Genomic DNA, 13,861 nt, shown 5'->3' with positions numbered 1-13,861 from the left:
CTAGACGTCGGACCGCTGGGCGACGGTCGAGGTGTCCGCCGGGGTGGCGCGGGTGAGGTACTGCGGGACCGGGGTGTCGTCCCTGCCGGTGTCGCGGACCAGCCCGTAGCGCCTGGCGCCCTGGGCGGGGCCGGTCGTGACGTCCTTCTCGACGGCGTCCCAGGTGCTCGGGAGGACGCTCAGGCCGTAGTCGGCGCCGCGTTCGTTCTGGGTGAGGGTGACGGCACCGTCGAGGTAGAAGTACTCGTTCTGCCACATCTGTTGCGTCCCGGGCGGCAGGACGTCGTAACCGACGGCTCTGCTGCCCATGCCCGTGGCGGTGGGGTCGGTGGTGCTCACGGGGTCGTCCATGCGCCGCCCGCCGCCCGAGGCCACATGGAAGAGCTTGCCCGTCAGGCCCGTCCAGGCGGGCATGACCAGGCCGCCGGAGCGGTACTGCGGCGAGATCTGCCAGCGGACCAGCACATAGCCCTGCCCGCGCAGCGTCACGCTCTCCCCGCGGTGGTTCATCACGGCGTGCGCGCCGCCGGTGCTCGTGACGCCGGTCGCGGGCCGGCGGGGCAGGGCGGCCGGGCGCGTGTCCGGGTCCGGCGCCCGGTCGACGGCGTCGACGACCGTGCCGTACAGAGCGGTGGGAGAGGCCGACGGGGCCGGAGTCGGAGACGTGGACGGGGCCGGGGACGGGGACGGCGGCCTGAGCCCCGGCGGTGCCACGGCCGTTCCGCTCGCCGTGGAGGTGACGGCCGGACCGCTCCCCGGCCGGTGGTGGTCCGGGGCGTGTACGGCGATGTAGGCGCCGCCCGCCACGACGGTCGCCCCCGCCGCCAGGGCCACGGCGGGCTTGGTCAGCGCGCCGAACACCTTCGCCGACCAGCCCACGGAGGCGCCGGCCGCCGCCGTCCTGCCGCCGAGCGCGAGAGACAGCGCGAACCCCGCCGGGACCGGCACCAGGGCGAGGCCGACCAGCAGCCGCTCCGCCGGGACGAGCGACTCGGGGGCGTCACCGCAGTAGCCGCAGCCGCGCAGATGCCGGGCCAGCCGTTTGCGCCAGACGGAGTCGGGCCGCCCGTCCCAGCGGGCGGTCAGCTCACCCAGCTCCGGGCACGCCCCGTCCAGCGCGCGCACGATGCCGCGCGCCGTCTCCAGGCGCCCCTTCAGCCGCTGGACGCGTACGGCGGCGTGCTGCCGGCTGATGCCGAGGCCCTCCGCCAGTTCGCGCCGGGTCAGCTCGCCCGCCACCTCCAGCCACCACAGCGACACCAGCTGCCGGTCCTCGTCGTCCAGCCAGCGCACGGCCCGCGCTACCTCGCGCCGCTGACCCTCCAACTGCAGCCGCAGTACGGTGAGTTCGGCGAAGTCGGCGGTGTCCGCGGCGGCGTCCTCGGCGAGCCGGTCGGCGGAGCGGCGGCGCGCCCGGTCCCGGAGCTGCCGCATGGCGATGGCCACGAGCCAGGACCGGAAGCTGTCCGGGTCGCGCAGCGAACCGAGGTTGCCGACGGCGCGCAGCATGGTCTCCTGCACGACGTCGTCGACGTCCGCGTGGCCGCCCAGGGTGCGGCCGACGATGTTGTAGACGAGCGGCAGCCAGCCCGCGGTCAGCTCGTCCAGGGCCCGCCGGTCGCCTCCTTGCGCGGCCGCGACCGTGGTGCGCCAGTCCCGCCCGTCCACCGATCCCGACTCCCGTTGGTGTCTCACTTGCTGTAGAGCAGCGTCCCGAAGCCGAGCTGGTCGTAGCCTCCGCTGTTCGGCCCGTAGTCGCCGCCCCCGCCCTCCGCGCGCACCTTCTCGGCCATGGCCGTGACGTACGGCGTGCTGAGCCTGCGGCGGCGGGCGTAGTGGTTGTGCAGGATCTCCCAGACGGGCCGGAGCTGGCCGCGGGCCGTGGCGGAGATCACGGTCTGCTCGCGCCACTGGCCGTGTCCGGTGCCCGAGCGCCAGCCGTACGGCGTGAAGGGCACGTCCGCGCCGAGGTTGTAGCGGGCGACGTACTCGGCGGCGTGCAGGAAGCGGTTGTCGTCGTAGCCGTAGAGGTCGACGCCCTGGTTCCAGGCCATCTCGCAGATCGCGCCGAGCAGGCCGATGCCCATCATGCTGTGCCCCTGGTCGCGGCCGCTCTCCTGCCACTGGGCGAGGCCCTGCCCGGCGTAGCGGAAGGGGATGGCGTTCTTGAAGGAGCCGTTGCCCTCGCCCTTCTTGAGGTACGTCACGGCGCCGCGGAACAGGGCGTGGTCGTCGAGCAGGATCCCGATGGCCATCACCGAGGCGAGGTTGCACAGGTCCCAGTTGGCCCAGTAGTTGGAGATGACGGCGCCGTTGTGGTGGGTCAGGAAGTCGATGTTCATCGGGTAGAAGACCGTGCGCAGCATCTTCCGGAAGCGGGCGAAGTCGAAGTCCGGGTGGTCGCGGACGAGTTCGGCGGCGTTGGCGAACTGGTAGCCGTAGATCCCGGCGGCCAGGAAGCGGTCGGCGTTGCCGGTGAGCGTGGTGAGGGTGGCCGACCAGGTGTTGAGGAGGGCGACGGCCGTGTCGCCGTTGGCCCTGGTACCGCCGATCTTCCAGCGCAGGGCGTTCTGGTAGGCGGCGTGGATGTCGTTGTAGAGGACGGTGTAGTTCTGGCCGGGCACGGCGCCGCGGACGACGGTGGCCTGCGGGCGAGGCCGCCAGGAGCTGGCGGAGTGCGGGTTGGCGGTGAGCCGCTTCCAGCCGGCGAGCCACGGGTCCCGGCCGGCGGCGACACGGACCTTGGCGCGGTGCAGGTCACCGGCGTTGTGCAGCAGGCCGGGGTGGGCGAAGTGCTTGCGCCCGGCGGACGCCGTGGCGGCGGCACTCGCGGAGGGGCTCGCGCCGGCCGCGCGCGGGGACTGCGCGGCGTCCGCTCCGGCACCGGAGAACGCGGCGATCCCACCGCCGAGCACTCCGGCCGCCGCGAGTCCGCCGCCGACGGTGAAGAGGCCCCGGCGGCTGAGACGGTGCTTGTTGACGTGCTGGTGGGCGGGGCTGGGCATGAGGGGGACTCCGCGCGTGAGGGAACGGTGACGTGCGAGGAGACGGAGTGGAGGGGGCGCGGATAACAGTTTTCCGTCCGCCCGCGCACCGTTCTCGACGACGGTCCACGCACCGGCACGGCGCCGGCGGGCCCGCCCTGCGGTCAACCGCTGACGGCCGGCCGGGGCAGCGCCTCCAGTCGCTTGATCTTCTTCCGTACGACGTACAGCGGGACGACCCCGAAGATCCCGAAGGACATGTCGATCAGGCTCCACCAGAAGGGGATCGAGCGGATCGGCCCGCAGACGAGGGCCAGCGGGACGATCCCGGCGCAGGCGATCATCCCGAACTCGACGACCCAGATGTTGCGGACCGGGTCGCGGTACGGCCCGTAGAAGGCGACGGCGATGACGAGATGGGCGAAGGCCAGCCAGTCGGTGCCGTAGAGAAGGAACGGGTAGTCGGCGTCGGCGGTGTCGAGCCCGTGCCGCACCCGCACGATCCAGTCCATCAGCCCCGGCAGCCCCTCCGGCACGGACAGCGCGCGCAACAGGCTCTCGGTCCAGCGCAGTTCGTGCACGAGGGGGAAGGCGGTGGCCCCGCTGAGGACGAGACACACCACGAAGAGGACCAACCAGACGCGAATGCCCTTGAGAAGGGCGGCTCTGTCGCTCATGACGGCAGCCTACGCCGACAATTGAACACGTTCAAAAGCGCCCGATGGCGAGCAGCAGCCCGCCGCTCCGGCTCCGCGAGCGACCGCGCCTCCGACATCGTTGTCGAAGGCGCGGCCTGCGGAAGGGACGGTCGGACTATGGCGCGTAGACGGCGTCACTGCCGTACAGCTCCCTGGTGAACGCGGAGACGTCGGCGCTGCGATCGGCGCCGTCGAGGTTGTACGTCAGGTAGACGCCGTACCCCTCAGCGACCGTGCGGCGGGCGAGGTCGGCGGCCGTGCTCTGCGAGGTCCCGCCGATCTCGACGGCCGCGGGCGACAGCTTCGACTTGGGCAGGGCGATGCCGGGGACCTGCCAGGTGCCGTAGTACGGGTTCCAGGCGTAGTCGAAGTCGGACGAGACGTCGACGCCGCCGTAGGACAGACTCGACGCGGCCGGGCCGATGTCGTAGAGGCTGATGATCTTGTCCGGCATGTTCGCGCGCAGTGCCGACACCAGGTACACGAACGAGCTGTCGTTGGGCTGGCCGGTCCCGTTGTTGCCGTACTCGGCGTACTCGTCGTCGAAGTCGATGCCGTCGAGGCCGTACTCGGCCACGGTGTCCGAGAGTTGTTTCGCGAACGCCGAAGCCGCCTGCCGGGACGGGAAGTTGGCGAAGCCCGCGCCCTGGTGGTTGCCGAGCACCGAGAGGACGACCTTGATGCCCTTCTGCTGCAACGGCCGTATCTGCGTGGCGGCGTTGTCGAGGACGCGTTGCACGTTCTCGTTGAAGTACAGGGTCGCCGCCTTCGTGCCCGTGTCGTAGTTGATGTTCGCCGCGAAGATCACGGCGATGTCGAAGACGTTGCCGCCGCCGCCCGCGAGGGTGTACTTGCCGACGTTCAGCATGCTGTTGTTGTTCACCTCGACATAGGCCACCGAGGTTGGTCCCTGTTTCGCGGGAGCGGGGGCCGCTGCCGCACCGGTCGTGGGGGTCGCGCCGAGGGCGAGGGCCGTAGCGGCCAAGAGCGCGAGCGCGGCCGTCCGTACTCTGCTGCGCACCGGAGTGAACATCGTCGATCGGTCTCCCATCGCATGGGGCGGCGCCCGACCTGTCCGCAAGCGCCGAGTGCCCTCCGATCTTTCCGCTCCCGTGACCGAATCCCCAGAACCCTGCGAGAGCTCTTCACGACTCCCACACCAACGGAGAGCGCGGGAGATCGGAATTGTCAGAGGGGAGCCGAGCCCCCGTCAGAGCCCCACGATCGTGTTCCAGCGCTTGGCGAACTCCACCCGTTCCGTGGAGGTGATGTCGCGGGCGATGGCGAGGCGCCCCCGCATGGTGGTGTCCGGGAAGATCAGGGGGTTGTCGGCGAGGGCCGCGGTGTCCTTGTCCTTCGAGGACGCCAGGACCTCCTTGGCCGCGGGGACCGGGCAGACGTAGTTGACCCAGGCGGCGAGCTTCGCGGCGACCTCGGGGTCGTAGTAGTAGTCGATCAGGCGCTCCGCGTTGGCCTTGTGGCGGGCGCGGTTGGGGATCATGAGGGAGTCCGACCACAGCTCGGCGCCCTCCTCGGGGACGACGAAGCGGATGTCGGGGTTGTCCGCCTGGAGCTGGATGACGTCGCCGGAGTAGGCCTGGCAGGCGAGCACGTCGCCGCTGACCAGGTCCTTGGTGTAGTCGTTGCCGGTGAAGCGGCGGATCTGGCCGCGGTGGACCTGCCGTTCGACCTGGTCGCAGACGGCGTGGAAGTCGGCCGCCGTCCACCGGGTGATGTCCACCCCGTTGCCCTGCATGAGCAGCGCGAACGACTCGTCCAGGCCGGACAGGAGGGTCACGCGGCCCTTGAGGTCGCTCGCCCAGAGGTCCTTCACCCGGCGGATCTCGCGGCCCAGCTTCTTGTGGTTGTAGGCGATGCCGGTGATGCCCGACTGCCAGGGCACGGTGGACATGCGGCCCTTGTCGAAGGCCGGTGAGCGCAGCAGCGGGTCGAGGTACTTCGCGATGTTCGGCTGGTGGGCGCGGTCCATCCGCTGCACCCAGCCGAGGCGCACGAACCGGGCGCACATCCAGTCGCTGATGACGATCAGGTCGCGGCCGGTGGACTGGTGGTTCATCAGCGCGGGGCTGATCTTGCCGAAGAACTCGTCGTTGTCGTTGATCTCCTCGACGTAGTCGACGGAGATGCCGGTGCGCTTCTGGAAGGCCTCCAGGGTGGGCCGCCGGTTCGGGTTCTTGTCGTCGGTGTCGATGTACAGCGGCCAGTTCGCCCAGGTCAGCTTCTTGTCGGCCGCGGAGTCGTCCGGGGCGGCGCGGTCGCCGGGCTGGACGTAGGCGGCGGGCACCCCACAGCCGGCCAGCGCGCCGAGCGCGGCGGTGCCGCCGAGGGCGCGCAGCAGGGAACGGCGGGACATCACGGACGTACGAGAGGGAGTCTGGGGCACCCCGGAAGGATGCCCTCCCGCCCGCCGAACGGACAATCGACGCTGCGTCGAGCATGCCGTTCCCCGTCCGACACCTTGTCGATCGCGGTCGCGGGGCCGCGGTGTCGACCCGGTTGGGCGCCAACTCCCAAGGGGCGCGGGGAACTGCGCGACCAGCCCCCACGCGCCCGCACCCGGAACGCGGCCGAAACCCGCGGAGCGTTACGCGTCGAGGGACGTCATCACGTGCTTGATGCGCGTGTAGTCCTCGAACCCGTACGCCGAAAGGTCCTTGCCGTAGCCGGACTTCTTGAAGCCGCCGTGCGGCATCTCGGCGACCAGCGGGATGTGGGTGTTGATCCACACGCAGCCGAAGTCGAGCCGCTTGGACATGCGCATCGCGCGGGCGTGGTCCTTGGTCCACACCGAGGAGGCCAGGGCGTAGTCCACGCCGTTGGCCCACTCCACCGCCTGGTCCTCGTCCGTGAAGGACTGGACGGTGATGACCGGGCCGAAGACCTCGTTCTGGATGATCTCGTCGTCCTGCTTCAGGCCGGAGACGACGGTCGCGGCGTAGAAGTAGCCCTTGTCGCCGACCCGCTGGCCGCCCGCCTCGACCTTGGCGTGGGCGGGCAGGCGCTCGATGAAGCCGGAGACCTGCTTGAGCTGGTTCGGGTTGTTCAGGGGCCCGTACAGCACGTCCTCGTCGTCCGGCTGACCCGTCTTCGTCTCGGCGGCGGCCTTGGCCAGCGCGGCCACGAACTCGTCGTGGATGGACTCCTGGACGAGGACACGGGTCGCGGCCGTACAGTCCTGGCCCGCGTTGAAGAAGCCCGCCACGGAGATGTCCTCGACGGCCTTGGCGATGTCGGTGTCCTCGAAGACGACGACCGGGGCCTTGCCGCCCAGCTCCAGGTGGACCCGCTTGAGGTCCTTGGACGCGGACTCGGCGACGGACATGCCCGCGCGGACCGAGCCGGTGATCGAGGCCATCGCCGGGGTGTCGTGCTCGACCATCAGGCGGCCGGTGTCGCGGTCGCCGCAGACGACGTTGAAGACGCCCTTGGGCAGGATCGAGCCCATGATGTCGGCGATCAGGACGGTGGAGGCCGGGGTGGTGTCCGACGGCTTCAGGACGACCGTGTTGCCCGCGGCGATCGCCGGGGCGAACTTCCACACGGCCATCATCATCGGGTAGTTCCACGGGGCGACCTGGGCGCAGACGCCGACCGGCTCACGGCGGATGATCGAGGTCATCCCGTCCATGTACTCACCGGCCGAGCGGCCCTCCAGCAGCCGTGCCGCGCCCGCGAAGAAGCGGATCTGGTCGACCATCGGCGGGATCTCCTCGGAGCGGGTCAGCCCGACCGGCTTGCCCGTGTTCTCCACCTCGGCCGCGATCAGCTCCTCGGCGCGCTCCTCGAAGGCGTCCGCGATCTTCAGAAGCGCCTTCTGCCGTTCGGCGGGCGTCGTGTCGCGCCAGGCCGGGAAGGCGCGGGCGGCGGCCTCCATGGCCGCGTCGACGTCCGCCGCACCAGACAGCGGCGCGGTCGCGTACGCCTCGCCCGTCGCGGGATTGACCACCTCGGTGGTCCGTCCGTCGGCGGCGTCCCGGAACTCACCGTCGATGTAGTTGCGCAGACGACGCAGCTCGGTGCTCACTGCCGGCCTCCTGATTCAGGTACTCGCTGTTACTCGCTGTCCGATTGCTGAGACACCCACCCTAGTCGTCAGGCCCACGTTTTCAACACCCCCAGCGGTACCACTTCTGCGAAATCCGCAAGCTTCGAAGCCGTAAACAACGAATTTCATCGCTGGAGGGTTGCGGAACTGTCGAGACCTCGTGCACAGTGAAGTCGTGGCCAGTCGAAGCGCAGACCAGAGGGACTCCACCCGCGAGTCCAGGAACGGCAACAGCCCCCAGCTGGACGCCGTCTCCCTCGCCATCATCCAGCAGCTCCAGGAGGACGGCCGGCGGCCGTACGCCGCGATCGGCAAGGCCGTCGGCCTGTCCGAGGCGGCCGTGCGCCAGCGCGTCCAGAAGCTGCTGGACCAGGGCGTGATGCAGATCGTCGCCGTCACGGACCCGCTCACCGTGGGCTTCCGCCGGCAGGCGATGGTCGGGATCAACGTCGAGGGCGACGTCGAGTCGATCGCGGACGCGCTGACTGCCATGTCGGAAGTCGAGTACGTGGTGATGACCGCGGGCTCGTTCGACATCCTCGCCGAGATCGTCTGCGAGGACGACGACCACCTGCTGGACGTCATCAACAAACGCATCCGGGCCCTGCCCGGGGTGCGCTCCACCGAGAGCTTCGTCTACCTGAAGCTGAAGAAGCAGACCTACATGTGGGGAACCCGATAACCGTGACCCAGAAGGACCTCAGCCGCACCGCGTACGACCACCTGTGGATGCACTTCACCCGCATGTCCTCGTACGAGAACTCCCCCGTCCCGACCATCGTCCGGGGTGAGGGCACCTACATCTACGACGACAAGGGCAGGCGCTACCTCGACGGTCTCGCGGGTCTGTTCGTGGTCCAGGCCGGTCACGGCCGCACGGAACTCGCCGAGACCGCCTTCAAGCAGGCCCAGGAGCTCGCCTTCTTCCCGGTGTGGTCCTACGCCCACCCGAAGGCCGTGGAGCTGGCCGAGCGCCTCGCCGACTACGCGCCGGGCGACCTGAACAAGGTCTTCTTCACCACCGGCGGCGGCGAGGCCGTCGAGACCGCCTGGAAGCTCGCCAAGCAGTACTTCAAGCTCAAGGGCAAGCCGACCAAGTACAAGGTCATCTCCCGCGCGGTCGCCTACCACGGCACCCCGCAGGGCGCCCTGTCCATCACCGGCCTGCCGGCCCTGAAGGCCCCCTTCGAGCCGCTCGTCCCGGGCGCGCACAAGGTGCCGAACACCAACATCTACCGCGCCCCGATATTCGGCGACGACCCGGAGGCCTTCGGCCGCTGGGCCGCCGACCAGATCGAGCAGCAGATCCTCTTCGAGGGCCCCGACACCGTCGCCGCGGTCTTCCTGGAGCCCGTGCAGAACGCCGGCGGCTGCTTCCCGCCGCCGCCCGGCTACTTCCAGCGCGTGCGCGAGATCTGCGACCAGTACGACGTACTGCTCGTGTCGGACGAGGTCATCTGCGCCTTCGGCCGCCTCGGCACGATGTTCGCCTGCGACAAGTTCGGCTACGTCCCGGACATGATCACCTGCGCCAAGGGCATGACCTCGGGCTACTCCCCGATCGGCGCCTGCATCGTCTCCGACAGGCTCGCCGAGCCGTTCTACAAGGGCGACAACACCTTCCTGCACGGCTACACCTTCGGCGGCCACCCGGTGTCGGCGGCCGTGGGTGTCGCCAACCTCGACCTGTTCGAGCGCGAGGGCCTCAACCAGCACGTGCTCGACAACGAGGGCGCCTTCCTGCAGACCCTGCAGAAGCTGCACGACCTGCCGATCGTCGGCGACGTCCGCGGCAACGGCTTCTTCTACGGCATCGAGCTGGTGAAGGACAAGAACACCAAGGAGTCCTTCAACGAGGAGGAGACCGAGCGCGTCCTGTACGGCTTCCTCTCCAAGGCGCTCTTCGAGAACGGCCTGTACTGCCGTGCCGACGACCGCGGCGACCCGGTGATCCAGCTCGCCCCGCCGCTGATCTCCAACCAGGAGACCTTCGACGAGATCGAGCAGATCCTGCGCGCGACGCTGACGGAGGCGTGGACGAAGCTCTGAGCCTCGGTCCTCTGATCAGCTGATCATCACCGGCCCCGGTGCCGTCCGTTCGAGTGGGAACGGCGGCCCGGGGCCGTGTGCTGTCCGGCCTCCCGGCACCGGCTGCCTAGCGTTCCAGTGACCGATCGGCCCAGCCTTCGTTCCCCCACACGAGGGATGAGGCAAACGGGAAAACGGATCAGAACCGAGGTGTACGCCCATGGAGGCCCCACCGGACAACGACGTGCTCTGGGCACGCTCGCTGCACTACCGGCACCCCGACGGCTCCCCCGGGCTCGCCGGGGTCTCGCTCGCGGTGCGGGAGGGCGAGATCCTCGCCGTCACCGGCGCCCGCGGCAGCGGCAAGTCGACCCTGCTGTCCTGTCTGTCCGGCCTGGTGCCGGCGAGCGGCGGCGAGGTCTGGTTCAACAGCGTGCCCGTGCACACCCTCGGCCCGATGGCCCGGGAACGGCTGCGCCGGGACCGCTTCGGCTGGATCGGCCCCGCCCCGGTCCTGATCCCCGAGCTGAACGCCTGGGAGAACGCCGCCCTGCCCCTGATGCTGCGCGGCACCGGCCGCCGCCGGGCCAAGGTCGCCGCGCAGGAGTGGCTGGTGCGCCTCGACGTCGGCGACAAGTCCCGCTGCCGGCCGCACCAGCTCCAGCAGGCCGAACGCCAGCGCGTCGCCATCGCCCGGGCGCTGGCCACGGCCCCCACGGTGCTGTTCGCCGACGAACCGACGGCCCCGCTGCACCGCGGCGACCGCACCCATGTGCTGCGCACGCTCACCACGGCCGCCCGCTCGCACGGCATCACCGTCGTCCTCGCCACGACCGACCCCGACATCGCTGCCCTCGCCGACCGGACGGTCTCGCTGCTGGACGGGCGGCGCGTGCAGACCCTGTACCTGCCGGAGAGCTCGCAGGCGGAAGGCCGGGCCGCGTGCTCGCTCTCCGTCTGACCCGCGCGGCCCGGCCCGCCGTCCAGCTGCGCCGCCTGCTGGTGGCGACGGCCACCGCGGGCACCGGGTTCCTCCTGCTGTCCTGCCTCGGCTACGCCCTGGGCCACCCGGAGTCGGCCCACGCCGCCACGCTGCGCCTGGTCTGGTGCGCGGTGCCGCTCGCCGCCACGGTGTACCTCGCCCTCGCCGTCGCCCGCACCGACCCCGCCACCCGGCAGCGCCCCGGACTGTCCGCGGCGGGCCTCGGCCCGGCCCGGCTCATGGCGGTCTCCGCCCTGACCACGGCCCTGTCCTGCACGCTGGGTTCGCTGCTCGCCCTGCTGGCCTTCCTCCATCTGCGCGGCGACCTGACGGGCCTGCCCTTCGACGGCGCGGCGGCCGGCTTCCTGGCCGCCGGCCGGCCCTTCCCGGTCCCGGCGGCCCTGACCCTGCTGACCCTGGTCCCGGTCACGGCGTCCGTGACGGTGGCGCTGTCCCTGCGCCCGCGGGACCCGCGCCCCGCCACCCCGGCACCGCGCAGATTCGGCCGCTTCGGGGCGTACGGCGAGGTGAGGGGCCGCGAGACGTTCGGGGCGTACGGCAGGTTCGGCGCGCGTCTGGGCCGCAAGGCCGCGGGCGGCGGCACCAGCGTGACGGCCTCCGGCCCGGAAGCGGGCACCACCGCATCCGAATCCGAAGCCGGCCCCGAGCTCCCGGCCCCGGACCCCGCGCCGGAAGCCACCTGGGCCGACGGCACTCCCCCGCCTCCCCGGGACGCCCCCGCCGGTCTGCCCTGGGGCATCACCCTCGTCACCGCCGGCCTCGCGATGCACGCCTACGCCGCCCGCCAGGACCTCGCCGTCCTCGGCGGCTGGCTCCTCATCGCCATCGGTCTCGTCCTCGCCGCCCCCGGCCTCACCCACCTGTGCGGCCTGCTCCTCCAGTGCACCCGCCCCGGCGCCCTCCGGCTCCTCTCCGGCCGGGTGCTCATGGCGGAGGCCACCCGGATCGGCCGCCCCCTCGGCGTCGTCTGCGCGGTCGTCTCCGCCGGGTACGCCATGACGTCGCTGTACGCCGGCCCGGCGGCGGCGTTCGGCCCTCTGGCCGGCCTCGGCGCGCTGCTCGTCACCGGCTGCACGGTCGCCACCCTGCTCACCGCGGCCGTGGAGACCCGCCAGTGCCGGTCCGACACGACCGCCGCGCTGCTCCGGCTCGGCGCCCCGCCCACGATGCTGCGCGTGGCCGCGGCCCTGCGCGCGGCGGCCCTGCTGGCCCTGTTCGGCCCGCTCACCCTCGCCGTCGCCGCCCTGGCGGCGCTGCCCGTGGGCCGCTGAGCAGCGACGGCGGAAACCGCGGCGACTGCGGACGCGGAGACTGCGGAGAAGATCCGCCGAAAGACTTCCGCGATCGCCGATGAGTTCGAGCCGGCCCCCCGGTCTACCTCTCGAACACGCTGACCCCAGCACGCACACCACGGGAGAGAAACCCCATGTACCAGCAGATGATCTTCGTGAACCTGCCCGTGAACGACCTCGACGCCTCGAAGAAGTTCTTCACCGAGCTGGGCTATTCGATCAACCCCCAGTTCAGCGACGAGAAGGCGGCCTCCGTAGTGATCAGCGACACCATCGTCGCGATGCTGCTCACCAAGCCGTTCTACGCGACCTTCACCGAGAAGGAGATCGCCGACGCCACGAAGACCAGCGAGGTGCTGGTCTGTCTGAGCGCGGAGAGCCGTGCGAAGGTCGACGAGCTGGTGGACAAGGCGATCGCCGCGGGCGGCACGGAGACCGGCCCGACCCAGGACCAGGGCTTCATGTACGGCCGGGCCTTCGACGACCTCGACGGCCACACCTGGGAGGTCATCTGGATGGACCCGGCCGCGATCGAGGGCTGAGCCCGCTCCGCCCGGACGTACGCGCCTAGCATGGGCGGGTGGATCCGACACCCGCCCAGCCGCTGCGGGGCGCCCGCAGCCGGGGCATCGAGTCACTCGCCGAGTTCGACGAGGTCGTCGCCGAGCAGGGCACCCTCGCCCGGTACCGCGTCCAGGCCGTCGACCTGACCGGCCGTACGGACGTCCTGGTGAGCCTCGACACCGCCGGCGCCGTCTTCCTCGGCTGTGCGATGAACCCCGGGGCCGCCGCCCGGGTCCGGTCGGCCGGAGCCCTGGTCTTCCCGCCGGTCCCGGGTCTGCCCTTCGACCCGTACCGCGCCTTCACGTACACGCCCGACGAGCTGTTCGAGTCGTTGGAGGAGGGCTACGAGGCGACGCCGGACGCGCGCGCCTACGCCTGGTACCGGCGCACGAAGGCCGACGGCGACGTCTTCGCCTCGATGCTGCGCGCGATCCACGACGACGCCGTGTCCGACGCCATGGACGAACTCCTCGTCGGCGCGCGGGTGGTGGGCGTCATGGGCGGGCACGCGACGGGCCGGGGCACGGCCCGGTACGCGGGGGCCGCGCGGCTGGGCCGGGAGCTGGCCCGGGCCGGGTTCACCGTCGCGACCGGCGGCGGGCCGGGATCGATGGAGGCGGCGAACCTCGGCGCGTACACGGCCCCCTTCGAGGACACGATGCTGGACGAGGCGCTCCAACTCCTCGCCGCGGTCCCCTCGTTCCGGCCGTCCGTCACCGACTGGGCCCGCGCCGCCTTCGCGGTGCGGGCCCGCTGGCCCAAGGGCGGCGCCTCCGTCGGCATCCCCACCTGGTTCTACGGCCATGAGCCGCCGGGCGCCTTCGCCTCGGACATCGCGAAGTACTTCGCCAACGCCACCCGGGAGGACGGTCTGCTGGCCCGCTCCACCGCCGGGGTGGTCTTCCTGCCGGGCGCCGCCGGGACCGTACAGGAGATCTTCGACAACGCGACGCCGAACTACTACGAGTCGCACGGCGAGCCCGCGCCCATGGTGCTGGTGGACGAGGCCCACTGGACACGGGAGTTGCCCGCCTGGCCGCTGCTGCGCTCGCTCGCCGCGGACCGGTCGATGGAGTCCCGTATCGCCCTCGTTGACCGGATCGAGCAGGCTCCGGAGGCGATCAAACGTCTCGGCGTTTAATAAGAAGGTAAAGCCAACTGCCGTTGACGGCATATGCATTGACACTGCTTACGGAGCGCTTATAGACCTGTGAGCCTCCTGGGGG

Annotated in this window: 12 protein-coding genes; 6 read left to right on the top strand and 6 right to left on the bottom strand. The window is 71.1% G+C overall.

What is annotated here, in order from left to right; genetic code table 11:
* The 6 genes from AC4OXY_RS33690 to AC4OXY_RS33665 form a co-directional block, all read right to left on the bottom strand.
* The gene (locus tag AC4OXY_RS33690) at positions 1 to 1,668 is read right to left on the bottom strand and encodes a sigma-70 family RNA polymerase sigma factor (protein ID WP_491994672.1); all 1,668 of its coding nucleotides are present in this window, start codon (positions 1,666 to 1,668) and stop codon (positions 1 to 3) included.
* 23 nt (positions 1,669 to 1,691) lie between these two features.
* Positions 1,692 to 3,005, bottom strand: a complete 1,314-nt coding sequence (locus AC4OXY_RS33685) for an alginate lyase family protein (RefSeq protein WP_491991554.1) — start codon at positions 3,003 to 3,005, stop codon at positions 1,692 to 1,694.
* A gap of 143 nt (positions 3,006 to 3,148) precedes the next feature.
* The gene (locus AC4OXY_RS33680) at positions 3,149 to 3,661 is read right to left on the bottom strand and encodes a hypothetical protein (protein ID WP_491991553.1); all 513 of its coding nucleotides are present in this window, start codon (positions 3,659 to 3,661) and stop codon (positions 3,149 to 3,151) included.
* Positions 3,662 to 3,797: 136 nt separating this feature from the next.
* Positions 3,798 to 4,715, bottom strand: a complete 918-nt coding sequence (locus tag AC4OXY_RS33675; RefSeq protein WP_356024486.1) for an endo-beta-N-acetylglucosaminidase H — start codon at positions 4,713 to 4,715, stop codon at positions 3,798 to 3,800.
* 177 nt (positions 4,716 to 4,892) lie between these two features.
* The gene (locus AC4OXY_RS33670; RefSeq protein ID WP_376289242.1) at positions 4,893 to 6,086 is read right to left on the bottom strand and encodes an ABC transporter substrate-binding protein; all 1,194 of its coding nucleotides are present in this window, start codon (positions 6,084 to 6,086) and stop codon (positions 4,893 to 4,895) included.
* Positions 6,087 to 6,287: 201 nt separating this feature from the next.
* Positions 6,288 to 7,727 carry a gamma-aminobutyraldehyde dehydrogenase gene (locus AC4OXY_RS33665; protein ID WP_356024491.1) on the bottom strand — a complete coding sequence of 480 codons (1,440 nt, stop codon included), beginning with the start codon at positions 7,725 to 7,727 and terminating at the stop codon, positions 6,288 to 6,290.
* 181 nt (positions 7,728 to 7,908) lie between these two features.
* Between AC4OXY_RS33665 and AC4OXY_RS33660 the strand changes: the two genes are divergently transcribed.
* From AC4OXY_RS33660 to AC4OXY_RS33635, 6 genes are all read left to right on the top strand, one after another.
* A complete protein-coding gene (locus AC4OXY_RS33660; RefSeq protein ID WP_071375713.1) occupies positions 7,909 to 8,430 on the top strand; it encodes an Lrp/AsnC family transcriptional regulator in 522 nt (173 codons plus the stop codon).
* A gap of 2 nt (positions 8,431 to 8,432) precedes the next feature.
* Positions 8,433 to 9,797: an aspartate aminotransferase family protein gene (locus AC4OXY_RS33655; RefSeq protein ID WP_356024494.1), complete on the top strand. Its 1,365-nt coding sequence runs from the start codon at positions 8,433 to 8,435 to the stop codon at positions 9,795 to 9,797.
* Between the two features lie 199 nt (positions 9,798 to 9,996).
* Positions 9,997 to 10,737: an ABC transporter ATP-binding protein gene (locus tag AC4OXY_RS33650; protein WP_356024496.1), complete on the top strand. Its 741-nt coding sequence runs from the start codon at positions 9,997 to 9,999 to the stop codon at positions 10,735 to 10,737.
* Entirely contained in the window at positions 10,719 to 12,050 is a 1,332-nt protein-coding gene (locus AC4OXY_RS33645; RefSeq protein WP_356024498.1) for a hypothetical protein, read from the top strand. The genes AC4OXY_RS33650 and AC4OXY_RS33645 overlap by 19 nt, the downstream gene beginning before the upstream one ends.
* 155 nt (positions 12,051 to 12,205) lie before the next feature.
* Complete coding sequence (locus AC4OXY_RS33640; RefSeq protein WP_362821958.1) at positions 12,206 to 12,613, top strand: VOC family protein; 408 nt, start codon at positions 12,206 to 12,208, stop codon at positions 12,611 to 12,613.
* A gap of 38 nt (positions 12,614 to 12,651) precedes the next feature.
* A complete protein-coding gene (locus AC4OXY_RS33635) occupies positions 12,652 to 13,776 on the top strand; it encodes an LOG family protein (RefSeq protein WP_402066891.1) in 1,125 nt (374 codons plus the stop codon).
* Positions 13,777 to 13,861: the final 85 nt, after the last annotated feature.

Source organism: Streptomyces sp. HUAS MG56 (genome assembly GCF_058673395.1).
This window is presented reverse-complemented; position numbering and strand designations above follow the sequence as displayed.

What these genes read in the sequence shown, in the direction of transcription:
- AC4OXY_RS33640 (WP_362821958.1), top strand. Translation starts at nt 12,206, where the DNA reads ATGTACCAGCAGATGATCTTCGTGAACCTGCCCGTGAACGACCTCGAC.
- AC4OXY_RS33650 (WP_356024496.1), top strand. Translation starts at nt 9,997, where the DNA reads ATGGAGGCCCCACCGGACAACGACGTGCTCTGGGCACGCTCGCTGCAC.
- AC4OXY_RS33680 (WP_491991553.1), bottom strand. Translation starts at nt 3,661, where the DNA reads ATGAGCGACAGAGCCGCCCTTCTCAAGGGCATTCGCGTCTGGTTGGTC.
- AC4OXY_RS33685 (WP_491991554.1), bottom strand. Translation starts at nt 3,005, where the DNA reads ATGCCCAGCCCCGCCCACCAGCACGTCAACAAGCACCGTCTCAGCCGC.
- AC4OXY_RS33675 (WP_356024486.1), bottom strand. Translation starts at nt 4,715, where the DNA reads ATGTTCACTCCGGTGCGCAGCAGAGTACGGACGGCCGCGCTCGCGCTC.